Annotated in this window: 28 protein-coding genes; 23 read left to right on the top strand and 5 right to left on the bottom strand. The window is 39.0% G+C overall.

What is annotated here, in order from left to right; translation table 11 throughout:
* The first annotated feature begins 21 nt into the window (after positions 1–21).
* From J7I80_RS03695 to J7I80_RS03670, 6 genes are all read left to right on the top strand, one after another.
* Positions 22–255 carry a group-specific protein gene (locus J7I80_RS03695; RefSeq protein ID WP_214736050.1) on the top strand — a complete coding sequence of 78 codons (234 nt, stop codon included), beginning with the start codon at positions 22–24 and terminating at the stop codon, positions 253–255.
* A 213-nt stretch (positions 256–468) separates the two neighbouring features.
* A complete protein-coding gene (locus J7I80_RS03690; protein ID WP_214736049.1) occupies positions 469–1,737 on the top strand; it encodes an MFS transporter in 1,269 nt (422 codons plus the stop codon).
* 114 nt (positions 1,738–1,851) lie between these two features.
* Entirely contained in the window at positions 1,852–2,418 is a 567-nt protein-coding gene (locus tag J7I80_RS03685; protein WP_214736048.1) for a glycerol-3-phosphate acyltransferase, read from the top strand.
* Positions 2,419–2,613: 195 nt separating this feature from the next.
* Positions 2,614–2,799 carry a hypothetical protein gene (locus J7I80_RS03680; protein ID WP_214736047.1) on the top strand — a complete coding sequence of 62 codons (186 nt, stop codon included), beginning with the start codon at positions 2,614–2,616 and terminating at the stop codon, positions 2,797–2,799.
* Between the two features lie 384 nt (positions 2,800–3,183).
* On the top strand, positions 3,184–4,182 hold the full coding sequence (locus J7I80_RS03675) for an NAD(P)H-dependent flavin oxidoreductase (RefSeq protein WP_214736046.1): 999 nt from the start codon (positions 3,184–3,186) through the stop codon (positions 4,180–4,182).
* Between the two features lie 261 nt (positions 4,183–4,443).
* On the top strand, positions 4,444–5,013 hold the full coding sequence (locus tag J7I80_RS03670; RefSeq protein WP_214736045.1) for an MEDS domain-containing protein: 570 nt from the start codon (positions 4,444–4,446) through the stop codon (positions 5,011–5,013).
* Positions 5,014–5,051: 38 nt separating this feature from the next.
* Here the strand turns inward: J7I80_RS03670 and J7I80_RS03665 are convergent, their stop codons facing one another.
* Positions 5,052–6,026: a LacI family DNA-binding transcriptional regulator gene (locus J7I80_RS03665; protein WP_214736044.1), complete on the bottom strand. Its 975-nt coding sequence runs from the start codon at positions 6,024–6,026 to the stop codon at positions 5,052–5,054.
* Positions 6,027–6,112: 86 nt separating this feature from the next.
* Between J7I80_RS03665 and J7I80_RS23440 the strand changes: the two genes are divergently transcribed.
* The 7 genes from J7I80_RS23440 (at position 6,113) to J7I80_RS03635 (ending at position 10,384) form a co-directional block, all read left to right on the top strand.
* Positions 6,113–6,238 (top strand): hypothetical protein, encoded by a 126-nt coding sequence (locus J7I80_RS23440; RefSeq protein ID WP_285289111.1) that lies wholly within the window; start codon positions 6,113–6,115, stop codon positions 6,236–6,238.
* Positions 6,239–6,450: 212 nt separating this feature from the next.
* Positions 6,451–6,894, top strand: coding sequence for an aminotransferase yhxA (locus J7I80_RS03660; protein WP_214736043.1), 444 nt, complete (start codon positions 6,451–6,453; stop codon positions 6,892–6,894).
* 15 nt (positions 6,895–6,909) lie between these two features.
* Entirely contained in the window at positions 6,910–7,308 is a 399-nt protein-coding gene (locus tag J7I80_RS03655) for a DUF350 domain-containing protein (protein WP_192471644.1), read from the top strand.
* Positions 7,309–7,323: 15 nt separating this feature from the next.
* A complete protein-coding gene (locus J7I80_RS03650; protein ID WP_214736042.1) occupies positions 7,324–7,788 on the top strand; it encodes an RNA helicase in 465 nt (154 codons plus the stop codon).
* Between the two features lie 10 nt (positions 7,789–7,798).
* Positions 7,799–9,028: a glutathionylspermidine synthase family protein gene (locus J7I80_RS03645; protein WP_214736041.1), complete on the top strand. Its 1,230-nt coding sequence runs from the start codon at positions 7,799–7,801 to the stop codon at positions 9,026–9,028.
* An 18-nt stretch (positions 9,029–9,046) separates the two neighbouring features.
* Positions 9,047–10,078, top strand: coding sequence for an ion channel (locus J7I80_RS03640; protein ID WP_214736040.1), 1,032 nt, complete (start codon positions 9,047–9,049; stop codon positions 10,076–10,078).
* A 105-nt stretch (positions 10,079–10,183) separates the two neighbouring features.
* Positions 10,184–10,384, top strand: a complete 201-nt coding sequence (locus J7I80_RS03635) for a cold-shock protein (RefSeq protein ID WP_101641882.1) — start codon at positions 10,184–10,186, stop codon at positions 10,382–10,384.
* An 81-nt stretch (positions 10,385–10,465) separates the two neighbouring features.
* Here J7I80_RS03635 and J7I80_RS03630 read toward each other — a convergent pair whose 3' ends face one another.
* On the bottom strand, positions 10,466–10,987 hold the full coding sequence (locus tag J7I80_RS03630; protein WP_214736039.1) for a MerR family transcriptional regulator: 522 nt from the start codon (positions 10,985–10,987) through the stop codon (positions 10,466–10,468).
* 251 nt (positions 10,988–11,238) lie between these two features.
* Between J7I80_RS03630 and J7I80_RS03625 the strand changes: the two genes are divergently transcribed.
* The 5 genes from J7I80_RS03625 (at position 11,239) to J7I80_RS03605 (ending at position 15,112) form a co-directional block, all read left to right on the top strand.
* Positions 11,239–11,823: a YdcF family protein gene (locus tag J7I80_RS03625; RefSeq protein ID WP_214736038.1), complete on the top strand. Its 585-nt coding sequence runs from the start codon at positions 11,239–11,241 to the stop codon at positions 11,821–11,823.
* Positions 11,824–11,878: 55 nt separating this feature from the next.
* Positions 11,879–12,562: a hypothetical protein gene (locus J7I80_RS03620; protein WP_214736037.1), complete on the top strand. Its 684-nt coding sequence runs from the start codon at positions 11,879–11,881 to the stop codon at positions 12,560–12,562.
* A gap of 4 nt (positions 12,563–12,566) precedes the next feature.
* Complete coding sequence (locus tag J7I80_RS03615) at positions 12,567–13,322, top strand: hypothetical protein (RefSeq protein ID WP_214736036.1); 756 nt, start codon at positions 12,567–12,569, stop codon at positions 13,320–13,322.
* 305 nt (positions 13,323–13,627) lie between these two features.
* Positions 13,628–14,548 carry a DUF1002 domain-containing protein gene (locus J7I80_RS03610; protein ID WP_214736035.1) on the top strand — a complete coding sequence of 307 codons (921 nt, stop codon included), beginning with the start codon at positions 13,628–13,630 and terminating at the stop codon, positions 14,546–14,548.
* A 66-nt stretch (positions 14,549–14,614) separates the two neighbouring features.
* On the top strand, positions 14,615–15,112 hold the full coding sequence (locus J7I80_RS03605; protein ID WP_214736034.1) for a GNAT family N-acetyltransferase: 498 nt from the start codon (positions 14,615–14,617) through the stop codon (positions 15,110–15,112).
* Positions 15,113–15,230: 118 nt separating this feature from the next.
* Here the strand turns inward: J7I80_RS03605 and J7I80_RS03600 are convergent, their stop codons facing one another.
* Complete coding sequence (locus J7I80_RS03600) at positions 15,231–15,794, bottom strand: GNAT family N-acetyltransferase (protein WP_214736033.1); 564 nt, start codon at positions 15,792–15,794, stop codon at positions 15,231–15,233.
* Between the two features lie 369 nt (positions 15,795–16,163).
* On the opposite strand from J7I80_RS03600, the gene J7I80_RS03595 reads away from it, so the two are divergent.
* The gene (locus J7I80_RS03595) at positions 16,164–16,634 is read left to right on the top strand and encodes a GNAT family N-acetyltransferase (protein ID WP_251027573.1); all 471 of its coding nucleotides are present in this window, start codon (positions 16,164–16,166) and stop codon (positions 16,632–16,634) included.
* 159 nt (positions 16,635–16,793) lie between these two features.
* Positions 16,794–17,303, top strand: a complete 510-nt coding sequence (locus J7I80_RS03590; RefSeq protein ID WP_214736032.1) for a hypothetical protein — start codon at positions 16,794–16,796, stop codon at positions 17,301–17,303.
* Between the two features lie 80 nt (positions 17,304–17,383).
* On the opposite strand, the gene J7I80_RS03585 is transcribed toward J7I80_RS03590, so the two are convergent.
* Positions 17,384–19,396, bottom strand: a complete 2,013-nt coding sequence (locus J7I80_RS03585) for a peptidoglycan D,D-transpeptidase FtsI family protein (protein ID WP_214736140.1) — start codon at positions 19,394–19,396, stop codon at positions 17,384–17,386.
* Between the two features lie 200 nt (positions 19,397–19,596).
* Complete coding sequence (locus J7I80_RS03580) at positions 19,597–20,505, bottom strand: VanW family protein (RefSeq protein WP_251027572.1); 909 nt, start codon at positions 20,503–20,505, stop codon at positions 19,597–19,599.
* A gap of 334 nt (positions 20,506–20,839) precedes the next feature.
* Between J7I80_RS03580 and J7I80_RS03575 the strand changes: the two genes are divergently transcribed.
* From J7I80_RS03575 to J7I80_RS03565, 3 genes are read left to right on the top strand one after another with little or no spacing between them, the layout of a single operon-like run.
* Positions 20,840–21,238, top strand: coding sequence for a GntR family transcriptional regulator (locus J7I80_RS03575; protein WP_214736030.1), 399 nt, complete (start codon positions 20,840–20,842; stop codon positions 21,236–21,238).
* Positions 21,222–22,121 (top strand): ABC transporter ATP-binding protein, encoded by a 900-nt coding sequence (locus tag J7I80_RS03570; RefSeq protein ID WP_214736029.1) that lies wholly within the window; start codon positions 21,222–21,224, stop codon positions 22,119–22,121. Before J7I80_RS03575 ends, J7I80_RS03570 begins: the two co-directional genes overlap by 17 nt.
* Entirely contained in the window at positions 22,096–24,051 is a 1,956-nt protein-coding gene (locus J7I80_RS03565) for a DUF6449 domain-containing protein (RefSeq protein WP_214736028.1), read from the top strand. The genes J7I80_RS03570 and J7I80_RS03565 overlap by 26 nt, the downstream gene beginning before the upstream one ends.
* Positions 24,052–24,082: the final 31 nt, after the last annotated feature.

The raw sequence follows: 24,082 nt of genomic DNA, 5'->3' as shown, positions 1-24,082 counted from the left end.
ATATACTAGGAGGGATTATTTATGGGAGAATGCAATATTGACCACAGCAAAACGGATGTCCAGGAGAAATACCAATCACAAAAGGAGTTCTTGCCACAGGACATGCATCCATTGTTCAACCAATTTTTTGAGGAAGAACATACCCAGGATATCTTGAATGAGGTATTTCATTTGCTTAAGAAGTATGACCTTGCGACAGAGGAAGAAAGAAGCGAACGGAACAATAGATTGAACTTAGTTCTAAAGAATGTGTAATTGTGTAAAAAGGGGCCAAGGTGCTCCTTTTTTTTGTGTAAAAATCAGAGTGAACAAATCAAAAGATGATAGAAAGCAAACGTGAATTTCCAGAAGATTCTTTGTTTATTTTGTTAATAAAAAACTTATTGTCAAGAAAAACCAGAAGGAGTAAAATTAGGTGGATATTTCGATATCCAAAATAATTTGAATTATTCGAAAGAAGAGGAATGTATGGAAAGTCCTTCACAAATAACAAAGAGGAATGAAAAGAATAGCATTATAAATGGTGTCGCTTCAACAATTGTAACAAGTATGAGCAATAACTACTTCGCATTGTTTGCAATTAGTGTCCTTGGTGCATCGAATTATCAAGTTGGGTTAATCAGTTCTCTGCCTCAAATAGTCGGCATGTTCGCTATGATTCTTGCTACCGTGATCATGGGCAGGCTGAAAGAAAAAAAGAGATTTACAGGTACCTCAATTATGTTTACTCGTTTATTTTTGCCAGGAATGTTTTTGGTCATTTACCTGCCGGAAGAATACAGGGCCTGGACATTTGTATTACTGATTGGCCTAATGAATCTTCCCGGTTCCTTCGCGATGCTTAGCTGGCAGTCATTTATCGGAGACCTTATCTCAGACAGCCGCAGGAGCAGTTTTTTTAGTGAGAGGAACAGGATACTGACCATCGCTGGTATGTTTACGACATTGTTGATAGGAATAGGGCTGCAATGGTTTGATAAGTCGGATCCACTGCCATATCAAATTCTCTTCATTCTCGCATTTCTCTTTGGGATTGTAGAAGTAGTGTATTTAAATAGACATATAGAACAGAAGAAAGAAATCGTTAGAGACAAGAAACGAATTAATTTTGGCTGGGAAGCTTATAAACATAAACCATTTATTTATTTCCTGATCTGCGGCTTGTTCTTCAACTTTGCCTGGCAGCTGGCCTGGCCTTTGTTTAATATTTACAACATCAAAGTCGCTCATATGACTGGGTTTTGGATCAGCATCATAACTGTGGCGAATCAAGTTGGCCAGATTATCAGCTTTAAGTGGTGGGGAAGGATGGCTGACAAGCACAGCAATGCAAAAATGCTGGTGATTACAGCCGTGGGAATGGCATCGGCACCATTCCTTACGATACTCTCAACAAATATGTATTACTTGACCTTTGTCAACTTTACTTCTGGTCTGTTTGTTTCAGGAACCGTGCTGTTGTTATTTAATCAGCTGCTGGAAGTGACGAAGGAGGAGAATCGGGGCAGCTTTATCGCACAATACAATATCCTGTTAGCGATAATTGGTTTTATCGCACCGCAGGTTGGGGTTTACCTGCTTCAATTAAGTTCAATTGATACGGCCATGAATCTCGCGTCAGGTTTACGACTGGTATCAGGCGTGGTATTTTTAATATTTTATTTCTATATGAAAATTGATAGGGAAGCGGACCGCCATCTGCTTGACCAGGCAACTCAAATAGGAAAGCAAGGATAGAAATCAATCCCGGTCTCCCCTGGCCGGGATTTTTTATGTGGTTATAGTTGAAGGAATTTATTGGCTTTTTACCGAATAAACTCTACTAATATTACTGGGACAGGTTGTGTTGCCATGATTATTTTTAGTTACTTTTTAACTTCATATCTTGTTGGCAGCTTGATGGCCGGCTATTTCGTTGTTAGGTTCCTTGGGAGAAAGGATATAAGAGTTGAGGGCAGCGGCAACGTTGGAGCGAGGAATGCAGGCCGGGTACATGGAAAGGCATCATTTGTTTTGACTTTTCTTGGTGATGCGCTAAAAGGGGCAATTGTAATCCTTCTTGGTGATTATTTAAAACTGCCGCCTGAATTCATACTAACTGGATTGGGATTTGCCATACTTGGCCATGTTAAGCCAATTACTTTAAAGTTTAAAGGTGGAATGGGGATCTCAACATTCATAGGAGGCATGCTCGCCTTCGAACCGTTAACAGCCTTGGTCATTATTTTCGGTTTTCTTTTTCTTTATCCCTTTTTAAAGAGTTTTACATTTGCAGGACTGGGTTCCTTTGTTTTAATTCCTGTATTTTTTTATTTCCTGGGAATCCATCACCTTGCCATTTTAGGTTCAGCCATACTCGTAATGATCATCATATTCATTCACCGTGATGACATTTCCGAAAGATTAGAAAAAAGATAGAAAAAATAAAAAGGGGTGCACAAAGCAGACAAGCAAATCCATCTGCTAAAGATATTATAAGAATATCTGCAGTGGAAGGATGCATTTGAATGGAATACAAGACCCCAACCTAAAACCAGTTAATGTTTAGGATTCGCACATTTTGAGGTAAAGAAATGAATAGGATATTATATCCATTTGAAAGGAGCCTGAAATATGTGGAACTGGATTTGGCTCTTGCTACTGCCGATTGTTGTTTTGCTGCTGATAGAGGAAGGAAGTCAATTTATTTGGCGAAGGTATTTAAAAGAACCAGAAAAGGGAACTAACACCGTTATAAATCGAATTCATAACAGCTTAAAAAAATTTCAGCAAAAATATCGCAAGGATCCTTCGCATTGATGTGGGGATTCTTTTTTAAGCCCTTTTCTAGGCTCTTTTCTCAAACTTTGTTGCTATTGACTACAAAATAGGATTGACTTACCTAGTTTCTTTACATAATTAACGTTTATATGAGAAAAGAGCTTGCAAACTTAGTACCGGCATACAAAATGGCTTTTATCACGTTAAAATGGGCTTTAGGATTTTAACAAAATTCTCTACGAAAACAGCCTTAAGCTATCTTTGCTACTTGCTTAAAATGTAGGTACGTGTACAAAAAGGAACAATCCATGCGAGAAAAGCCTTTTTTTAAGATAATAAATTTTCATCAAGATTGAAAAAAGCAGTAAGTTAAACTATGATATAGATATTCAGAAAATTTAGAAATGTAGAAGGGATGATACGATGAGTAAAGTTATTCCGGAAAACTGGTGGGACCAACTCTCTGTTCCTGCAATAGCTGCCCCGATGTTTCTTGTTTCAGGTCCTGATTTGGTTAGTTCCTGCTGCAAAAATGGAGTAATTGGGTCATTTCCAGCTCCGAATGCCAGACCAATTGATGTTCTTGACGAATGGATGGGAAGGTTGAATGCCGATTTAGCAGAAGCAAAAAAACAAGAGCCAGAACGGAAAGTGGCACCCTGGGCTATGAATATGGTGGTACATAGTACATACAGCAGGCTTGAAGAAGAGCTTGATTTGATCAAAAAGCATAAACCTCAATTGGTCATCACTTCACTTGGCAGTCCTAAGAAAGTGGTAGACATTGTCCATGAATATGGAGGCCTTGTTTTTTCTGATGTCAGTGATGTGAAGTTCGCAAAAAAAGCCGCAGAAACAGGAGTTGACGGGCTGATTTTAGTCGCGAATGGAGCAGGTGGCCATGCTGGGGAACTGAATAGCTTCGCATTTGTGGATTCTGTACGGACTTTCTGGGATGGGATTATTGTTCTTGCAGGCTCAATCACCACTGGAAGAGCAGTACTTGCTGCCCAGGCAGCAGGAGCAGACCTTGCTTATATGGGGACTAGATTCATTGTGGCACAAGAGAGCATGGCGAATGATGAATATAGGCAGATGGTGGTCGATGCAACACAAGAAGACCTTATTCTCACCGATGCTTTCTCAGGTGTCAAAGCGAATATGCTGAAGCCAAGTATTGTTAGGGCGGGGCTGGACCCTGAAACTCTAAAGAAAAAGGATACTGTTAATTTTGATACGATGCAGAGAGAGACAAATGCTAAAGCCTGGAAAGACATTTGGTCAGCAGGGCAGGGTGTTGGAGCCATTGAGAAAATTCAATCCGCATCGGAAATCATTAGCCAGTTAGAAACAGAATATAAAGAAGCTTTAAGTGATTTAAACACTAAAGCCGGTAAACTCAAGACTTTTGTTATGGACTAACTAATTTCACTCACCGAACATTAAATGCTCGGTGAGTTTTTGTAGGCACTTTTCGTGAATAAGTATTCACTCCTTTAAGACAGAACCCACCCATAATACTTGTGAAAATAATCGTATTTAAATCCGTATGTATAACTGGACTTGATTGAATCATAAACAAGTTTAATCGATTATCGGCAAGAAATATGTTAATATAAAGGGTATATTTGAATATGCGAATTCATTGTTTGTTTCCCTTGAATTCAGGAGGAGACTGATACAATGCACAAAAGAATCGAGGACCTGATCTCGACTGTAAAAGAAAATGGAGCACATATTTTTTATACTTTTGAAAATGAAGAGAAATATGTTGAAAATCTGGTAATCTATGCTGCAGCGGCTATCGGTCTGGGCAACCACATCATGATCATAGAAAATGACAGGATTATGCCTGAACTGCAGAATAGAATCAAACTTGAATTTGACGAGCAACAACAGGAAATGATACACACCATTAACAATTATGACTTCTATTGCTATCGTGGCAACTTCAATAAGGAAACGATTTTAAGTTATTTAGACAATATGCTTGCGCCTTTTTTGGAAAAAAATATCCCGGTACAGACATGGGCTCATGTGGAATGGAGAGAACAGGACCAAATCTTCAAGAATCTGGGGGATTACGAAAAAAAAGCAGACGCAATAATTAAATCCACAAATTTAATCTCCGTTTGTGGTTATGATACCAATAGGGTCCCAGACTCATTGAAAGCCATTTTAATGGATTCCCACGATTATTACATGACAGACGATACCATTAAGCTGATAGATCGTAAAAGCAGAATACAGTAACAAGTAACCTGCCAAAGTTGGCAGGTTTGATTTTTGTCCTAAACTGATTGTCGTTGAACTAATTTAAATGGCAGGGTGACCTTCTTGGCATATTTACCATCGCCAGTTCGCTTGATAAATGCATTAAAGGCATCTGTACCTAATTGTTTAGTGGGTATGTCGATTGTCGTGATTCCCAAAATTCCGGATATTGGGTGATTATCAAAGCTCAATACGGCTAAATCTTCAGGTACATTAAGGCCTTGTTTTTTGGCTTCCGTGATAATTCCGGCTGCAACTTGATCATTACCGACTAGAAAAGCAGTTGGCTTTTCTTTCATTTTTAAAAATCGGTTCACCACTTTTTTTCCATCCTGAATGAGTAAACACTTACCAATAATCCATTCTTTATGAACTTTCTGGCCAATCATCTTCATCATTTCCTCATATGCCTTCTGACGCTTCTTGCTATTTGTTCCTTCAAGTCTTCCAAGACAGATGGCGATCCTCTCATGTCCATTGGAAAGTAAATATTCCAATCCAAGGTTGAATGCAGCAACATGCTGGATTGAAATCGAAGGAAACTCGTCTTGATCAGAATCCTCACATAACACAATCGGTCCTGCATCTTTATACTTTAAAAGTGAGTCATATGGAATAGCGCGTGAAGCAATAATAGCTCCATCAATAAGGTGGCCTCGAAGTTGTTCTAATGCTTCAAATTCCTTTTCCAGGTTATAGCCTGTCTGGAAGATAACCAGCTGGATATTATGCTTAATCGCTGCTTCCGCGATTCCTTCCAGCAGTTCAGAAAAATATGGGTGATTGATCGTTGGCAGTACGACTCCAACCATATTTGTCTTGCCTCGGGATAAATGGACAGCATTAATGTTTGGACTATAATCCAGTTCTCTTATGGTTTTCATCACTGCTTCCCGTTTATCCGGGGTGACATATGGATGGTTATTCAGCACGCGTGACACTGTGGAAACTGATACTCCTGCCAGTCGGGCAATTTCTCTGATATTAGCCATTTAAAAACCTCGCAAAGATTATTCTTGACCTGAAACGCGTTCCATAAATTATTGTATATGCAAACATATTACAAAGGAGTGTCGTTATGGTTGCAGGAATCATTATGTTAGCAGGTTTATGCCTATTTGAAATTATTTTAGCAAAAATCGCATTAGGAAACGCGGAAATAAAGGAATTTAATTTCGAGGAATTTTTCTATGGGCAAGATTGATTGTTAACAGGAAAAAAGCGAACCCAGATCATTCACACTTTAATAGTGGAGCACAGGAAGGAGGTACCATACTAATTGAAGAATTCAGCATCACTGCAAGAGGAAAGTGTTACAATAAAAGGAAGGTTGTTATCTGGAAAGTAAGAAGGAATTTGAAACTTTTTCCCAGGTCTTCCGTAAATATTTACGTCAATAAGAAAGAGGTGAAATAAATGGGCAAAACAAAAAAGGTTATCGCGAGTATATCTGCTACGGCTTTGATGATGGGGCTTGCTGGTTGCAATAACAATCCACAGGCCATTCCGGACCGTGATTGGGAACCAGATGTATCCGGCGATGAAGGACAGGATTGGAATTCTGAACAGGGCCAGGATATCCCTCCCGTACCAGAAGGGACCGATTGTTCAGACTGGGAATGGGACAATGAAGATGGTGTCTGGGAATGTGATGATAACAACTCTCCATATTTTGGACATTACTTTTTCGCTGGCATGTTCTTTGCGAACCGATCATTACTCTATAAGAGCAATGATTATATGAAGTATAAGAACAGTTCCTCATTCAAAGGAGCAAGACTGGACAGCAATTATAAAAATACTTCGCCAAAGGGCAGTTCAGGATTCGGCAGCGGGTCAAGAAGCACTACTGGCGGTTAAGGGAGAGAAACAAAGATGAATTTATATTTGAATTTTGCCGCTTATTTAGGACTTGGATTGCTTTTGCTAACCGCGGGTGTCGGCTTATTCGTGCTGGCTACTCCAAAAATTAAGGAGTTTGAACTGATTGGCAAAAGAAATATAACAGCTGCTCTTTCACTTGGAGGGAAAATGCTGGGACTTGCCATCGTGCTTGGTGCAGCTGCTGAATATTCGATATCCCTCCTCGATATGGCGATTTGGGGCTCCATTGGAATTTTTACGCAAATCATTGTATTCTTTGTCGCTGAGGTTGTCACGGTGAGATATAGTCTCCAAAAAGCGATTGAAGAAGATAACCGTTCAGTGGGTGTCATTCTCTTCACACTTTCGCTTGCAGTAGGGTGGATTGTCGCAAAAAGTCTGTCTTATTAGGAGGGGAAAGCATCCATGAAAAAGCTCACTTACTTCATTCATGATGGAAAAGACAACTATGAACCATTATACGAATATACAATCCCGAATGTCGGGATCGATGAGTTTTATGCCCGCCAGCTTTGTACTTATTTCATTATTAAAGGAACCCAGTATGAACTGATTTCCAATGAGATGGTTGGGGATGAAGAGATCCTCGTCCTTGAGGACCGGGGCAGGAACAATTATGTCCTTGATGAGAAAAGTTATCGGGGAATGGGAATCCACGTGGAATTCCGCAGGTACAAAGAAAGTGAGAATTATAAATTGCTTTCAGCTGTACCTTGCCGAACTCATCTTGATGTAATCCGCTTTTTATTAAAGGATATTGTTGATGTTCCTGGCTTTGGCCAGATGGCTGTTACTTCTACCGAAGTGGATGAAGATCGGGGAGTTTACGTTCTGTATGTAAAGGCCATTGATGAAAACGACATGGAATAGGAGGCATTCCATGAAAAACCACAAAACAAAGAGAGAACACTTTTATCGAGGAATCAAGAATTTCTGGCCAGATTTGTATGGTGAGGAATATGCATTATATGATATTTCGCCCATTGATCGGCGGGAAGCTGAAGCAATCAGGATTTGTACGAATAGGATTGGGAAAATATTTTTCAAAGTTAGTGAACTTCTTAGAAATGTTAGCCCGGATACCTTAAGGGAACTTGGGTATCCGGAAGAAACCCTCGATTTTATAAGGCTCAGGACGTTAAATGTTGAAAGCGTAATTGCTAGGCTTGATCTGATTAAAAGTGAAAATACATACAAGTGCATCGAGATAAATTCTGATACTCCAACATTTATTAAGGAATTATTTAGCGTAAATGGTTCTGTAGCTGCTCAATTTGGTCTTGGGAACCCAAATGAGGGAATGGAAGATCAGCTGGCCAGAGCTGTCAGGTCTGCTGTCGATTCATCAGCCAAATGGCTGGAGGAGATAGAGCCATATGTGGTTTTCACCGCGCATGAAGACAACATTGAAGACCGAAATACAGTCCTATATTTGCAGGATTTATATGGTCTGCCTTCGAGGTTCATCTCACTAGATAAACTAAAGATTATACCGGAGACTGGGCTTTATGATGAAACAGGGCGCAAAATTGATATCCTATACCGTCAGACATTCCCGATAGAAAGCCTTATCATGGATGAAGACGATTCAGGGAATAAAATCGGTTTATGGCTGCTTGAGCTGGTAAAAACAAAGAAATTGGCAATGATCAATCCTCCATCTGCCTTCTTATTGCAGAATAAAGCTGTGCAGGCAGTCATATGGGGATTACATGAAAATAAGGATCCCTTTTTCACAACTGAAGAGCATCAGTGGATTGAAGAATATTTCCTTCCAACATATTTAGAAGCGGAGCCATTTTACAAAGGACAGTTATCATTTGTCAAAAAGCCGATTTTCGGAAGAGAAGGAGACACAGTACAGATTTACAGCTCAACTGGTAACCTGATAATGGAAGAAGAACACAAGAACTACCAGGATGTACCATCCATTTTTCAGCAGTATATCGAACTGCCTTCAACGACTTATTTTTCGGAAAAAGGGAAGAAACAGGGTCATATACTGACCGGAAGCTTTCTTGTTTGCGGAAAACCATCCGCGCTTGGATACCGTGTCGGAGGAGAAATTACAAACAACCTTTCTTGCTTTTTACCAGTGGGATTGGCTTAAGAGAAAGGAGGTCCATCCATGTGGATTTTACAAAGGTTGTTTACGAAATTGCTGAAAATCAGCCTTTTTAAACTCACCTTGATCGTACTTGGTGTGATTTTATTAAGCAGTTTGATTATTAAAACACTAGAGCCTGACACTTTCCCAAGATACCTCGATGCTGTTTGGTGGACAATGACAACGGTTGTAACTGTTGGTTACGGTGATTACTCACCCAGCAGTGATTTTGGCAGGATTTTTACTATGTTACTGCTTTATACAGTCGGGATTGGTGCAATGGGTATTATCATCGGAAAAATCTTTGATAGTTTGACTTTATATAAAAGAATGAAGGAGGAAGGGAAGTTGACCTATAAAGGAAAGGACCATTATATACTGATCGGTTCCTCTAGGGATAAACTGAAGAATGTCGTTGAGGAAATCCTGAACTCCAATCAAAAGTGTGATATAGTCATCGTCGATCATAGCAATGAGTCGCCAGTGCAGCATGACCGCGTTCATTTTGTCAGTGGAAATCCTGCAGAAGAAGAAATTCTTATGCAGGCAAATATATTAGAGTCTAAGTCTGTAGCAGTCTTTACAGATGATCGTATTGAACTTCCAGAATATGCTGATGGAAAAACTCTGCTTATTGCATCAAGGGTAGAGCATATTTCGAAACAATCCAATAGAAATATTTATACGATTGCAGAAATCATGAAGGAAAAGCATATTGCCTTGTTCGAACATGCCAACATTGATGAATTTATTTTATCCAACGAATCGGTATCTAAACTTATGGCTCAGGCGGCAATCTATCCTGGATCGAGCAAATTGTTTAAACAGCTGCTCAGCAATATGGAAGGGGAAAACCTCTATAAGATCGAGAAGAAGCCGCATTGGTCTACCTACAAACAAGCAGCCATGGAGCTCTTTGACATGGGTGCAACACTCATTTCAGACGGAGAGGCGCTTGATATTGCCAGGAAACATAATGAACAAGTTCCCGAAGGTACACAGATGTTCGTCATATGCGATGAGAAAACATATAAAAAAATTGCCGGAAGCTAAACCTTCGATAAAAATATTCAATTTAGGTTTAAAATTTTTTATGAAGGATATAATAATCACGCAAGGTTAAATTGCAATTTTTTTAATCGCTAGGAGGCAACAATTGTGGAACGTGGTAAAGTAAAATGGTTTAACAGCGAAAAAGGTTTTGGATTCATCGAACGTGAAGGCGGGGAAGATGTATTTGTACACTTCTCAGCAATCCAGGGAGAAGGTTACAAATCTTTAGATGAAGGACAAGAAGTTACATTTGATGTTGAACAAGGGCAGCGTGGCCCTCAAGCGACAAACGTACAGAAAGTCTAACTAAGGATATCTAAAACAGACTCAGGTTTTCTGGGTCTGTTTTTTATTTGGCAAAAAAAAACACATCCCTGATGTGCCAAATTAAAATCCAAAAAAGGAACTGATTATATTTCGCTTCCTGAATTTCCTTAAGGGTGAAATAGGTGATAAAGATGGTTGGTTTTCCTCCATGGCCAATTTTTCCTGCTGTGCTGCAGCTTCTGCCATTCCTGTAATCAATTCTTTCAGCCTGCCTATCTCATTTTGCAGTTCCTCAATTTCCCTGCGATGCTGAAGAATTTGATAAGATACTACTTCATCTGCCTTTCTGTCCAGCCTATTTTCGATTTCCTCCATTCTTTTCATCAGCTTTTCTACTGAGAAATCCGGTTTCACAGCAGGAATGGCTGCTTTCCTGTGCTTTCTTCCTTTAATTTTTAAGTCTTGCAACAGTACCCCATTATTAAGCTGGTCTTTGATATCCTTTAAAACCTCGATGCTTTCTTCAGAAAATTGATAATGCCCCAACTCCGTTCGCTCCATTTGAAGGTTCGCCTGCTTCACCCAGCGTTGAATTGTGCTCGGTGATACTCCGAGCAGCTTTGCGACTGCGCTAGTATTCATCTTAATCCCTCCTCACTATAATAAAATTTCGCTTTTTCTTTATCTTTTCCTTTCATGGTGACAAAACTAGTTGGCTTTCGGCAAAGAAAGTGAAAAAACACTGCCATACTATCTTATATGGAAATGGGATCGTGAATTTATTCGGAGTAACAGTCGATTTTTGAGGTTTTTTATCCTTTTTCAAGAAAATTGCAAACCTTCTATGGAAAACGATGGTAATATTAGATTAGCAATTTGAAGGTGGGATAATCATGAAAAAAAAAGCATTGCTCAAAAAGCTTGTGGCTGCATGCCTCCTCATTTCAGTATTCTATGTAGGTTTTCTGCATTATAAAATAGTTGAAAACGCTAAAATGGATGTGCCAAAGAATGCAGATTATATAATCATTCTTGGAGCGCGTGTGAAAGGAACTGTTCCATCACTGGCACTGCAATACAGAATTGACCATGCAGCAATGTATCTAAAAGACAACCCCGAGACTATTGCAATAGCCTCTGGCGGCAAAGGACCAGGGGAGGATATATCTGAAGCCGAATCAATAAAAAGGGAACTGATCGGACATGGAATTGAAGAATCAAGAATCCTTCTGGAAAATAAGTCAACTGACACTTATGAAAATATCCGATTTTCAAAAGAAATCATACCTGAAGAAGCAGAAGTCGGCTTAGTAGTGACAAATGATTTTCATATTTACCGAGCAAAGATGATTGCAAATAGTGAAGAATTGACATTAGATGGTTTACCTGCAAAGACGCCAATTCAGGCAGTAATTAAGTCATATACAAGAGAATACCTAGCGCTGACGAAATATTTTATCATCAGTCTATTCAGTTAGGAGTAAGGGATAAAAGAAAAAGAGGTGTTTATATATGAATGCTCAGGGGGTTGTTTTGAATTTATTGGCTTGGGTTGCAATTTTTATACTGGCCAGGCGGATTTATAGGAAGCAGGATGTAAAACCAATAATTTGGAAGCTGGGAATTGTCATTTTTGTTGGCTTATTCTCTTTCTCTATTAACCTGCCATATATGGACCAGCAGATAAAACTAGCCATTCTTCCTCTTGGTGTATGGATTTTATATGGGATTTATTCACGGAAAAATGAAGGCATAAGCTGGGACCGGTATCGGAAATATGCCTGGTTAGGTTTTTTGGCCAATTATATATTTTTGGCAGGGTCGCTCATCCTTCCACTAGTGCATTCAGGCTTTTATCCCAATAATGAGTTATCAACCTATCTTTCAGAAATCAACAAAGGATATATTAACAAAACGCATCCGTCTGCTTCCGATAAAGTATTAGACATGAAATCTCTACAAAATCAAATAGCCAGCATCCAAGAAAAGCCTGTATATAGTGATAAATGGTATCAAACAGCCTTTGAGTCTGGCATTGAACGTCCAAAGCAGGAAGAAAGATTCCCGTATCAACTTTTGGGTGCTGAGGCAAAATGGGGAAGCGGTATCCAAGCAATAATATTTATCGAAAGAGATGGTAAAGGGATACTGGTTTCTACAGGCCAAAAGCAAGTATACTTTCGTGCAGAAAAAACATTTCTAAAAGAGGGGGAGTAGCTTTATGCGCAAAAATGTGCGCTTTCTTCTGTTATTTATAGTATTAATTGCAGGTGGAGTGCTTTATTGGTATTATTTTGCTCCCCTAACAGCCTTTCCTGACAAAGAGGAAATTAGATATACCTTGGGGAATTCTAATAATGGAATCCATGCAGCTGAAATCCAGGACACCATTTTTCTTGATGATAAGCATGTGTTTATTCCTTTTATTACAGAAACAGAAAGTCATGGGATAAGCTTTTGGGAATGGAGGAATCACGAGTGGCAATTAACAAGTTTTTCGGTTGGAAGTATGCCGCAAATTTGGAAGATTGACTCTGAAGATCCGGAGACTTATTATGTCATTTGGAATTTTCATCCTGAAAATGATTTGGACTACCTGACGTTTTATTTGATGAAGGACCTCGGCTATTCCATCACTGAGGGAAAACATCAGTATAGTCCAGGTGTTCAGATGGATTTCAGGTCGGAGGTCGGCGAGCAGTCATATGGTTACTCTCAAATTCCTCCAGAATGGCAAGAGTATATTGAAGCAGAAATAAAGCTGATGGAAGCAATGAAACCGGACTTTTTATTTGCTGATTTTTATCCGCCAGCTCAATATTACTTTGGCTGGCAGTCAACATTAACTGACGGAACCATTGAGTATCCATCTTATCCAGATAATAATGGGTTTGGAAGCGGGAGTCAATCTACAGAAACTCTTAGATTTTTAAATGAAAATGAAATATATCTAAAAGAAACAGGCTCCTCAGAATAATAAATCGTAATGTACTTATTTCCTATAAAGGGAAATTGCTTTTTTGTTGAAACTTTTATACATAAAAATTCGTAATAAATAGAGAACATTTAAGAGATGGGGACTATGGATAATTGGCTGTTCAACTTTTAAAAAGCAGAAGAAAATTGATTCAAGCATTTATATGTTCTATCAAAGAAGGGTAAAGGCATAATATTAAGACAGCTAGAGTTCTAGTTAAAAGGTTAAGATTACTAGAGGGTAATTAAATTTTTGACCTTGAAAGTAATTGGAAGAGACAGTTATAGAAAAGGAGAAACCCAAACATGATTGTAAAGCGTATATTGAAATTCACAGCATTGATTAGTCTTATTGCATTTGTAATTGGAGGCGCAGCTTTTCCGGTGCTAGCTTCCAATGACAATGATGAGGAAGTTATTAACGAAAAATACGGACCTCCAATTGTTGTGTATGGGGAAGCACTGTCTGATCAGCAAAAAGATGAAGTTAGGAATCTGCTGGGAGTCAAAGATTCTTCGAAAGTTAAGGAAATCGTCGTAACAGGAAAAGATCTTGTAACCTATATTGACGGAGATGAACATTCGAATATGTTTTCATCTGCCAAAATTACTAGGAAGGATACTGGAGAGGGACTGGTAATCAATCAGGTCACTCCTGAGAATATTACTGAGGTTACTGACGAGATGTATGCCAACGCGTTGTTGACTGCTGGAATTGAGGACGCTATTGTAGATGTCGCTTCACCGGTCAAGGTTACTGGCCACTCGGCTCTTGTGGGAATTTATAAGGCATATGATGAGGGTGAAGGAACGTCTCTGGATAAGGATCGGACCGAAGTTGCGAACCAGGAACTGAACCTGGCGACAAGACTGGCAAAAAAAGAGGGGCTTGACCAGGATAAAGTGAGTGAGCTCCTGACAGAAATCAAAAAAGAGATTGCTGCTCAAAATCCGGCAACAAAAGAAGAAATTGAGAAAATTATTGATGAAAAGCTAAAATCCCTTGAGATACAGCTTAGCCCTGAAGACCGACAGCTTCTAGTTGACTTGTTCAATAAGATGCGAGACTTGAACATCAATTTTGATAATGTTAAAACTCAGTTGGAAAACCTTTCAACTGATATCCAAAAGAGGATCGAGGAAGCAGTTGGAGACAAAGGGTTCCTGGAATCAGTCTCTAACTTCTTTAAAGAATTAATTGATAGCATTAAGAGCATATTTTCTTAAAACAGAGGATAATCCTCTGTTTTTTTTGAAAAGAGTATAGATATTTAGTGAAATGAGGAGATCTAATTGATCATACGGCAAGTGGAAGAACGAGATACAGAGAGTTTTGCAACCCTCATCCGAGAGGTTGAAAATACCACTAATTTCATGCTTTTTGGGCCTGGTGAAAGAAAATTCAATCCAGAAGCTCAAAGGAAAATGATAAAGGCATTTACGGCTGAAATAAACTCTAATATTTTTCTGGCTGAATCTGTTAATGAACTGACAGGATATTTAATTGCAAAGGGAGGAAGTGCAAGCCGAAATAAGCATACAGCTTATCTTGTTATTGGAATAAAGGAAGAATTCCGCGGTGCCGGGATTGGCACAATGCTCTTTGAAGAGCTTTTTAGCTGGGGAAAAGAAGCTGGAATTCGCAGGCTTGAATTAACGGTGATGTCGGAGAATAGGGCAGGAATCACTTTATACAAAAAGATGGGCTTTGAAGTTGAAGGAGTGAAGAAGGATTCATTGCTTGTAGATGGCCAATATATAGATGAGCTCTATATGGCCAGAATTCTTTGATACAGTATTCTGGGGTGACATCATAGAAAAAGGCTAAATATGCTTGGAGTTCAAAGCTATTTCAGCCTTTTTTGGGAGTGCTTTAAGTATTTCTAAAGAAGTTCCTTACACATTCAATTCATGAATGTTGCTGAGCTTCCCACTCTTCCCTTAATAATCCCATTTTTATTGAATCATAGTATTTTCCGTTATAGAGACGGCATTTTCTGATTCGAGCCTCTTCAACCATTCCTAGTTTTTTACCGACCGTAAGCATCCTGGAATTGCCGGACCAGGTTGTAAATCCGATTCTTGGAATAGGGAAGGTTTCAAAAAGGTGTGCAATCCATAATTTTAGTGCATCTGTCCCATAGCCGCCATTCCAATATTCTGGAAGATAGATGACAATTCCGATTTCCAGCCATTGTGAAGATTCATGTTCCCAAAAATATGTCACCATTCCGATAATTTTTTCGTCTGCTTTAATGAGGTACTTTCTGTCATATCCCTGATGAATAAGGTTCGTCATTTGTTCTTTAAACTTATCAAGGCTTACCCGCCTAAGAGGATAGTAGGGTGAATCCCACTTTTTCCATTCAGGATGTTCGCCATTGTGGATCAGACCCCACCATATGTCCAAATCTTGGGTTTTAATCTTGCACAATATGACCTGTTCACCTGATAATATATCTGGTGTCTGCATTTACCGTACCTCCTTAATAGATATGAGGCTAGACGCTTATGTTTTACTAATTCTCTTTCAGTCTAGTATTTCCTGCGACAGATTAAAAATACAAGAAATGTTCAAAATCACAGAAAAAGAGACGCTGCAATCAGCGTCTCTTAGTTAGTTGCTTCATCATCTATAAATGCATTTTCATTAACTGCGAAGAAATTTAGTCCAGCGGCGATTGCGAAAGCTCCTCCAAGTAATGCGAATGTAGTGATCATTATGTAATCGCTCCTGTCATTAGTTGATTTTTGTTTTGTTACTACATATATTCCCACAGAGGAATCTATTAAACCTATTATTACGAAAAAATGACAAAATAGTTAAACTGGAGGAAAAGTCTTGAAGTTATATAGCAGAAAAATGACGAGAGAGCTTGCACTGGATATTATAAACTGGCAGTATGCCCCGCCGTATGATTTATATAACAATGAGGTTACCGATGATGCTATATATGAATTACTGAATGATGGATATACCGCGGTAGAAGACGAAACAGGGGATCTGATAGGGTTTTATTGCAGTGGCCATTCTGCCCAGGTTCCTGCCGGAAGAATGCTGGGTGCATATACTGAGCCTGCAATTGACGTTGGAATAGGAATGCACCCTAAGTTAACAGGAAAAGGGAAAGGTTACTTATTCTTTTCATTTGTATTAAATGAGCTGACTGCATCAGGCTCACATTCAATTTTCAGGCTTACTGTGTCTAGATTTAATATAAGGGCAATTAAGTTATATGAAAAAATGGGTTTTAGAGAGAAGTATCATTTCAAAAGGGATACTAACGAATTCATTATCATGTTAAAGTGGTGAAAAAGTAATTCGTCACTGCGTTTTGGCAAGTGGGGACTTTTTAATAAATTGGACCATAAATCATTTGAGTTTGTTAAATAATCCCTTTATAATGAAAAAGCTGTGTGAAATTTGGATTTCACATTTAGCCATATATATAGCTTGAAGGGGAGTATAAGTATGAAGAAATTATTAATTTTACTGTCAGTGATTGCATTCGCAATTGGGCTGACTGCATGTTCAGCAGAAAAGGAAGAAGCACAACCAGAAAAGAAAGAAACAGAAAAGGCTGTAGAGCCAGCTGTTAATCCTAAGAGTGTAATGTACAAATTCTACATGAGCATTGTTAGAACAATTAACGATGCTGATGCTGACCTTAATGCATATGAGGGCGAGAAGGATCCAGAGGCTCAAGCAGAATTAAAGGGAGCAGCTAGTGAATCTGCAGCTGCAGTTGCTGCAAAGGTTGAAGGACTAGAAGTCCCAGCTGAATTGAAGGATCAAAAAGCAGATCTTGAAGCTGCTCTAGCCGATATTGCAGAGTCATATAGGCTAAAAGCAGAAGAGCTAAAGAAAGATGCTCCAGCTTTTGATGCTGCAGATGAAAAGTTCACTCAAGGTGAAGAGAAGATTGGCGCCGCATTTGAGAGCATTGACATGAAAAAACCTTCTCTTGCGAAAGAATTGTAAACAAAAAGAATTGGATTAGAAGAAGAAAAGCTGTGCCATATTTGGCACAGCTTTTCTTTGTCCTGCGAAAGGACCACCTATTATTCAGCAGTTTCATCAGCAGGTTTTTTAGTTCCGTTTTTCAAGGAAAAGTATGCATCCATCACAGCACGGCCGATTTTTTTATTGGCTCCGTGATCAACATTGCCCTGGTAGGCCCACGGTACGATTACAGCCATAGCGATTTCGGGATTGTCGGATGGTGCATAGCCAACAAGGCTAAGATTCATCGTTTGAATGAGCTTCTCACCTTTTACACGGTATTGGCCATCATAGAAAGCCTCTGCAGTTCCGGTTTTCCCAGCAGGCGAGTAAGATGCTGTGCTGAAGTATCGATATGCCGTACCGCCGGGCTCCTGCATAACTTTTTTGAAACCGGTATGGACACGTTCAAGCCACTGATCCTTTATGTCAATATCGTTGAGTACATTTGGAGCAAAGGATTTATAGATCGGACCGAGCTCTTCGCCCTGGTTGGAAGGCTCCCGGATTTCCTTTACGATCCTTGGCTGCATTCGGTAGCCCCCATTGGCTATCGTAGAGATATACTGGGCAAGCTGCATATTTGAATACGTATCATATTGACCGATAACCAAATCAAGTACTTTACCAACTGGATTATTTGGTCCCTTTGCTCCGGTTTGTTCATTTGGCAGGTCAATACCTGTACGGATGCCAAGCCCGAAAGAGGCGAAGGAATTTCGAATCGTATCCCAGACCTTGGGATCTAGGTTCAAAGTTTGCTGATAGCGATAAACACCATTTCCAATTCGGATTGCGGTGTGGAACATATATACATTCGATGACAGTTTCAATGCCTCTATATCATTCGGGGTCCCTAAATAAGTATATGATTTTTTAATCGGAGTTTCTTTTATTTCGAGTGCTCTATCATCAAATCTGGTAGATGAATTGATTGCACCTTCTTTATAGCCTGTCAAAACAGTCGCACCCTTGACTACAGAACCAACGTTAAAAGTTTTGGAAATGTTGCCCAACGCATCATCTTCGAGGAAAACTTCTTTTGTCTTTTTATTTTTTACAATTTTCTTCCCTGCCATTGTCAATATTTCACCAGTGCTTGGGTTCATCAATACAACATAAGCACTGTCGAGTAATCCTGTCCCCGGAGAACTTTTTGCTGCCCAAAGTTCCTTCTCAATGATTTCCTCTACAGCAAGCTGGAGATCCATATCGATGCTAAGTACTAAATCTTTTCCACGCTGGCCTTCTGATACTAATTCCTTTTCCAAAAGCTCACCGGATTTATCAGTCACATTCACAACTTTTTCTTTTTTTCCTTGAAGAACATCCTCATATTCGAGTTCGAGATAGCTTTTTCCGACACGATCATTTCTTGTATAGCCACGTGACATGAAATAATCGAGTCTTTCAGCCGGAAGGCCTTCACTGCTGGTTGTAATCCTGCCTAGTACTGGCTTGAAGGTCTCCTCAAATTTATATTCCCGGTCCCAATCTGTGGCAGCATTAACGCCAGGAAGCAATGCCAGATTTTCATTAACCACCGCAAATTCTTTCCGTGTGACGTCCTTGTTTTTGATGATTTGCGGTACAAATTTATAGCCGCTGTTCATGATGCTGAAAATGGCCAGTTCTTCTATATCCTGCTTAGTTAGTTGACTAAGGTGTTTTTCTGTAATTCTTTCAATTTGCAGTTTATATAAATCTTTATTTCTAAGCTTTTTATTTTTAAAAAGCTCCATTTCTTTTGTTTTTATTAGTTTTTTTGCTTCTTCGGGATACTTGATCATCCAGAAGTCCTTCATATCTCTCTCCCGGACTTTATCTGTATCTTTGTCAATGATTCGGGCCAGCTTTGCGGCAACCTCCAGCATTTCTTTCTGGGAAGCACCCTCATTCGTATATGTAATAGCATTTAGCGGCTTATTATCAACAATCACCTTATGGTTTCTGTCCAGCATTTTCCCGCGGGGGACAGGATTATTGACTGTCACGTCTTCCTTCCGATTAATTTCGCGTTTATAATCTTCGCCATGGACAATTTGCACGATTCCTAGACGGAGGACCAGCATTGAAAAGAGAATAAAGACTGAAAAGAACAAAATATTAACCCTTACAGGTGTTGTATTCTTTTTTTTAGGCAAGTTATCTCACATCCTATAAAAATATCATAACCATCTATTACCAATAGTGTACGTAAAGATTCACATCATTGTAAAGGTTTTCCTGTAAAATTAAAGGAATCCTTGGTTTGCAAGGATTCCTTCGTAAATTAAAATGCTTCTTCGGGAATGGATATATTGCTGTCTGTACTGGGTATTTTTCGTTTTTCTATATTGATTTCATCAGATGAGTAAATCATCACAATCATTTTTCCGGGATAAGTTCTTGCCCTGATCAGAATGGGCTGATTGTATTTGTTTTTAAATGTAAAATCCGGACCATACCAACTGACTGTTGCGTCCCTGCCTGGAGGAACGTAGGGAACCTGTTTGCTATGGGAATATCGCTCGAGAATTTTCATTCCAGAACGGTCAGCAGCATTAAAAAGGGTCGATGATACCTGGCAAATACCTCCGCCAATTCCCTCTGATAATTCTCCTCTGACAATGATGGGTGCAGGCTGATAACCTTTTGAGGCAGTACGTTTGCCGACAACCTTATTGAAGGAGAAGGTTTCCCCGGGAAAAACAACATGGTTGTTAATCGCTTCTGCAGCTAGGTTGATGTTATGTGTCCGTTCTTTGTTTCTGCTATTGAAATAGGTTATATAATGGCCAATTTGATTCGTTCGAATATTGGCGATGATTTCACTGTCAACCTTCGGATAAATAGGTAAAGTGGGGACTTGTATACTTGAATGATGTTGCTCAAAAAAACTTGCCGTGAATTCTTTCTTGAACTTTTTCTCATCAAGAATATATCCTACATCTTCAGGTATGATTTTTCCGTAATCATCCAAACCTGCATTTGTGGGTTCTTTCTTAATCTGCAGAGACAGCTGTTTATTTAATGTTTCCAGCATCGTATGGTTAAGAATTGGATAACCAAACCATGGAATCGAAAAGTCTGACCGCTGCACTTCTATAATTGATTCGCCATCCCAAACTAAATCTATTTCATCATGATTATCTGCTGTACTGCTCGAAAGAATAAGTCCAATTGCCAGTAACCATTTCAACTTCTTCACCTCCCGTTTTATTATGGTTAAGCTGGTCATGTTTAATGTATTTTGGATTTGAAGTTGTTTATTGGAAAGGTTTTTTAGGACTCTAGGTAAAGCTAGGATGCTTTTCTTGTAAATTTTTACATAAAAAACATTGTGATTTCACTTAATTTTTGTGTAAAATTACACTAAATAGATAATCTATCCATTAAAAAACATCGTGAATATTATTTCTTAATTTTCCTTAAGAAATTATTAAGAAATTACCCCCTATTATTTTGGTATAAGCTGACATATAATTAAACTGTATTAATAATAATAGTACACTTAGTACAGATAGGGGGTCATTATGTTTGAGCTTGACCTGAGGAGCCGAAAACCGATATACGAACAGCTGGTAGATAAGATGAAAGAGCTGATCATAAATGAAGTGCTCAAACCTGATGAACAATTGCCTTCCGTACGTCAAATGGCACAGCAATTGACAATTAACCCGAATACAATTCAAAAGGCATACAGGGAGCTTGAGGTACAGGGATTCATTTATTCCTTAAAGGGCAAAGGGAGTTTTGTCAATTCTGTGGACCCTGGCAAAGATGCTGATAAAATTCTGCAAGTGAAGCAAGATCTTGAGAAGATGCTGCAGGAGGCATTGTATCTGGGCATTCCTGCAGCAGATTTGCATGAGATGATTAGAAGCTTTGATGGTTCGAAAGGGGGAAGCGGGCAAGATGATTCAAATGATTGAGATCAATAAAACATTTGAAAAACATGAGGCTGTAAAAAACGTCAATATGTCGATAAATAAAGGCTCAATATATGGGCTGATCGGATCCAATGGTGCAGGGAAGACAACCATCATTAAATTGCTGGCTGGAATTTATAAACAAGACTCTGGTAAGGTGCTTTTGGATGGCTCGCAGATTTTTGAAAACCAGGTATTAAAAGAGAAAATCTTTTACATATCCGACCAGCCTTATTTCTTTCCGCAGTACACAGTCAAGCAGATGGCGAAGTTTTATAAAAGCATTTACCCATCCTGGAATGAAGATCGATTCTTAAAATTAGCCGAAGTTTTCGATTTCAGCATGAACAAAAAATTGCACACTTTTTCAAAAGGCATTCAAAGACAGGCTGCATTCTGGCTTGCCTTATCTACGATGCCAGAGTTATTGATCCTGGATGAGCCTATGGATGGATTGGATCCTGTGGCCAGAAAAAAAGTAAAGAACCTCTTGATACAGGATGTCGCCGACAGGGAGATGACGATTTTGATATCCTCGCATAACTTGCGGGAAATTGAAGATATTTGCGACCATATTGGAATTTTGCATCATGGATCACTCCTGCTGGAAAAAGATCTTGATGATCTCAAATCTGATATACATAAGGTCCAGGTAGCTTATAGAGGAGAAACACCAAAACATTTGGAAAATCAACTGACAATGCTCCACTGCGAAAAAAGGGGGAGTGTCATGGTATGCATCATCAGGGGGAAAGAGGAAGAAATCGAGAAGGTTATCAACCAGACTGAGCCCGTTATTTTTGATATCCTCCCATTGACACTAGAAGAAATATTTATATATGAAATGGGGGATATCGGCTATGCAATCAAAAATATCATTGTTTAACAAAGAAATGATCCTCCAGGTTGGAAGAAACATCGGCTGGATATCTGTCATTTACTTTCTGGTTTTATTTTTTGCTATCCCATTAAGGATTTTGATGATTTATTCTGGTGAGAACTACCGTGATTTCATGCCGGTGCAAAGATTGTTTGATTTCAATTTTTCCATACAGTTCATTATGTTCATTACAGTACCAGTGATTATGGCAATCTTTCTTTACCGTTTCCTGCACGTCAAACAGGCAGCGGATTTAATTCATAGTTTGCCCTTGAAACGACAGCATCTCTTTCACTTTTACACTCTAACAGGCTTTGCATTTTTGATTGTTCCGGTCATCTTAGTTGCGTTGGTTACAGCCATTATTCACAGTGTATATGACCTGAATCTTTATTTTCAGCTTGAGGATATCTTCCGTTGGACTGGAATCGCCATTTTGTTTAACGCTGTACTTTATATGTCAGGAGTTTTTATAGCAATGGTGACGGGAATCTCTGTGGTCCAGGGTGTCCTGACATACATCATGCTCCTGTTTCCCGCTGGGTTCACCCTGCTGATCATTTATAATCTTGGGTTAATGCTGTATGGGTTTCCTAGTGATTATTATCAGATTAGGAATATAGAATATCTTTCACCTATTTCCCATTTGACTATTTTAGAGGGCCAGGCAATATCTGCAAAAGCAGTCCTCTTGTATACAGTGTTTGTGATTATATCCTATGTCCTGTCCCTGCTAATCTATAAAAAAAGGAATATAGAAGCGGCTTCGGAAGCAATTGCTTTTAGAGCTTTAAAGGTTGTTTTTAAATACGGTGTGGCTTTCTGCATGATGCTTCTGGGCGGCATGTATTTCGATGCAATGCAGAATAAATTTGCCTGGCTGATATTTGGATACGCAGCTGGCGGGATCATCGGATACTTCGCTGCCGACATGCTTCTTCAGAAAACATGGAGGGTTTTTGGAAGGGTTAAAGGTCTTGGATACTTTGCAGTTTCGATGGCGGTCTTGGTCTTGACCACTCAAGCGTTTGCTCCATATGAAAAAAAGGTGCCAGAACTTGATGAAATCAAAAGTGTTACTTACGCGAATCAAGTTTATATGGACCCGAATGATCGATTTGCGCCAAAACCAATATCCCAGCAAGAAAATATTGAGGCAGTCCGGAAGTTCCATGAAAGTATCATTAAGAATGAAAAAACGAATGAAATAGCAATGGACTCCCAGGAATTTGCTCTCTTTATTTATGAATTGAAAAATGGCGATAAACTGGTTCGCCAGTACACCATCGATCGATTCGACTATGAGTCCCAAATGAGAGAGATTTATGAGTCACTAGAGTATAAGCATGCACACCAGCCTATTTTTAAAATGAATACCGATGAAATTACCTCGATTAGAATAAACAAACACATAACAGAAAGCCCGTTGACGATTACCGATGAGGAGAAAATTAACCAGGCTATCGAAATTTTGAAAAATGAGATTGAGCAAGAACCTTTTTCCATTGATTATTATTCAAAAGGTAACACATCATCGATTGAAATTATGTCAGGTATAAACAATTACGAACATATTGAATTGAAGCATTCATATAAAAGCTTCCTCTCATGGCTGGAGGAAAACGGCATGCTGAAAGAAGCAATTGTGACACCTGATGATATAGACCATATTGTCGTAACAAATGATTCAATAGAACAGGAACAATTCAAAGAATTTCATGAAGAAGAAATAATTAATCGTATTATGAACGATGAAAACGCCCTTAAAATAAGTGAACATGATCAGGTGCTCTCAGCGATCAAGAACGCAGGTTATGGCTTGTTTAATGAAGAACCGTATACCGCCATTTTCGTATACAAAACAGGGAGTCACAAAGAGATTCGTACATTTAGCGGTAAAGATGTACCAGCATTCATCAAGGAGCATTTCAAGTAAAATTACTAGACAAAAATTGTAAGCAGCGAAG

Source organism: Bacillus sp. ISL-41, assembly GCF_018613235.1.
Classification (GTDB): domain Bacteria; phylum Bacillota; class Bacilli; order Bacillales; family Cytobacillaceae; genus Mesobacillus.
The sequence above is the reverse complement of the archived record's forward strand: the minus strand, read 5'-3'. Positions and strand labels throughout refer to the sequence as shown.

What these genes read in the sequence shown, in the direction of transcription:
- J7I80_RS03665 (WP_214736044.1), bottom strand. Translation starts at nt 6,026, where the DNA reads ATGGCTAATATCAGAGAAATTGCCCGACTGGCAGGAGTATCAGTTTCC.
- J7I80_RS03690 (WP_214736049.1), top strand. Translation starts at nt 469, where the DNA reads ATGGAAAGTCCTTCACAAATAACAAAGAGGAATGAAAAGAATAGCATT.
- J7I80_RS03660 (WP_214736043.1), top strand. Translation starts at nt 6,451, where the DNA reads ATGGGCAAAACAAAAAAGGTTATCGCGAGTATATCTGCTACGGCTTTG.
- J7I80_RS23440 (WP_285289111.1), top strand. Translation starts at nt 6,113, where the DNA reads ATGGTTGCAGGAATCATTATGTTAGCAGGTTTATGCCTATTTGAAATT.
- J7I80_RS03610 (WP_214736035.1), top strand. Translation starts at nt 13,628, where the DNA reads ATGATTGTAAAGCGTATATTGAAATTCACAGCATTGATTAGTCTTATT.
- J7I80_RS03630 (WP_214736039.1), bottom strand. Translation starts at nt 10,987, where the DNA reads ATGAATACTAGCGCAGTCGCAAAGCTGCTCGGAGTATCACCGAGCACA.
- J7I80_RS03615 (WP_214736036.1), top strand. Translation starts at nt 12,567, where the DNA reads ATGCGCAAAAATGTGCGCTTTCTTCTGTTATTTATAGTATTAATTGCA.
- J7I80_RS03590 (WP_214736032.1), top strand. Translation starts at nt 16,794, where the DNA reads ATGAAGAAATTATTAATTTTACTGTCAGTGATTGCATTCGCAATTGGG.
- J7I80_RS03585 (WP_214736140.1), bottom strand. Translation starts at nt 19,396, where the DNA reads ATGCTGGTCCTCCGTCTAGGAATCGTGCAAATTGTCCATGGCGAAGAT.
- J7I80_RS03670 (WP_214736045.1), top strand. Translation starts at nt 4,444, where the DNA reads ATGCACAAAAGAATCGAGGACCTGATCTCGACTGTAAAAGAAAATGGA.
- J7I80_RS03675 (WP_214736046.1), top strand. Translation starts at nt 3,184, where the DNA reads ATGAGTAAAGTTATTCCGGAAAACTGGTGGGACCAACTCTCTGTTCCT.
- J7I80_RS03685 (WP_214736048.1), top strand. Translation starts at nt 1,852, where the DNA reads ATGATTATTTTTAGTTACTTTTTAACTTCATATCTTGTTGGCAGCTTG.
- J7I80_RS03645 (WP_214736041.1), top strand. Translation starts at nt 7,799, where the DNA reads ATGAAAAACCACAAAACAAAGAGAGAACACTTTTATCGAGGAATCAAG.
- J7I80_RS03565 (WP_214736028.1), top strand. Translation starts at nt 22,096, where the DNA reads ATGCAATCAAAAATATCATTGTTTAACAAAGAAATGATCCTCCAGGTT.
- J7I80_RS03655 (WP_192471644.1), top strand. Translation starts at nt 6,910, where the DNA reads ATGAATTTATATTTGAATTTTGCCGCTTATTTAGGACTTGGATTGCTT.
- J7I80_RS03680 (WP_214736047.1), top strand. Translation starts at nt 2,614, where the DNA reads ATGTGGAACTGGATTTGGCTCTTGCTACTGCCGATTGTTGTTTTGCTG.
- J7I80_RS03600 (WP_214736033.1), bottom strand. Translation starts at nt 15,794, where the DNA reads ATGCAGACACCAGATATATTATCAGGTGAACAGGTCATATTGTGCAAG.
- J7I80_RS03625 (WP_214736038.1), top strand. Translation starts at nt 11,239, where the DNA reads ATGAAAAAAAAAGCATTGCTCAAAAAGCTTGTGGCTGCATGCCTCCTC.
- J7I80_RS03695 (WP_214736050.1), top strand. Translation starts at nt 22, where the DNA reads ATGGGAGAATGCAATATTGACCACAGCAAAACGGATGTCCAGGAGAAA.
- J7I80_RS03650 (WP_214736042.1), top strand. Translation starts at nt 7,324, where the DNA reads ATGAAAAAGCTCACTTACTTCATTCATGATGGAAAAGACAACTATGAA.
- J7I80_RS03640 (WP_214736040.1), top strand. Translation starts at nt 9,047, where the DNA reads ATGTGGATTTTACAAAGGTTGTTTACGAAATTGCTGAAAATCAGCCTT.
- J7I80_RS03575 (WP_214736030.1), top strand. Translation starts at nt 20,840, where the DNA reads ATGTTTGAGCTTGACCTGAGGAGCCGAAAACCGATATACGAACAGCTG.
- J7I80_RS03570 (WP_214736029.1), top strand. Translation starts at nt 21,222, where the DNA reads ATGATTCAAATGATTGAGATCAATAAAACATTTGAAAAACATGAGGCT.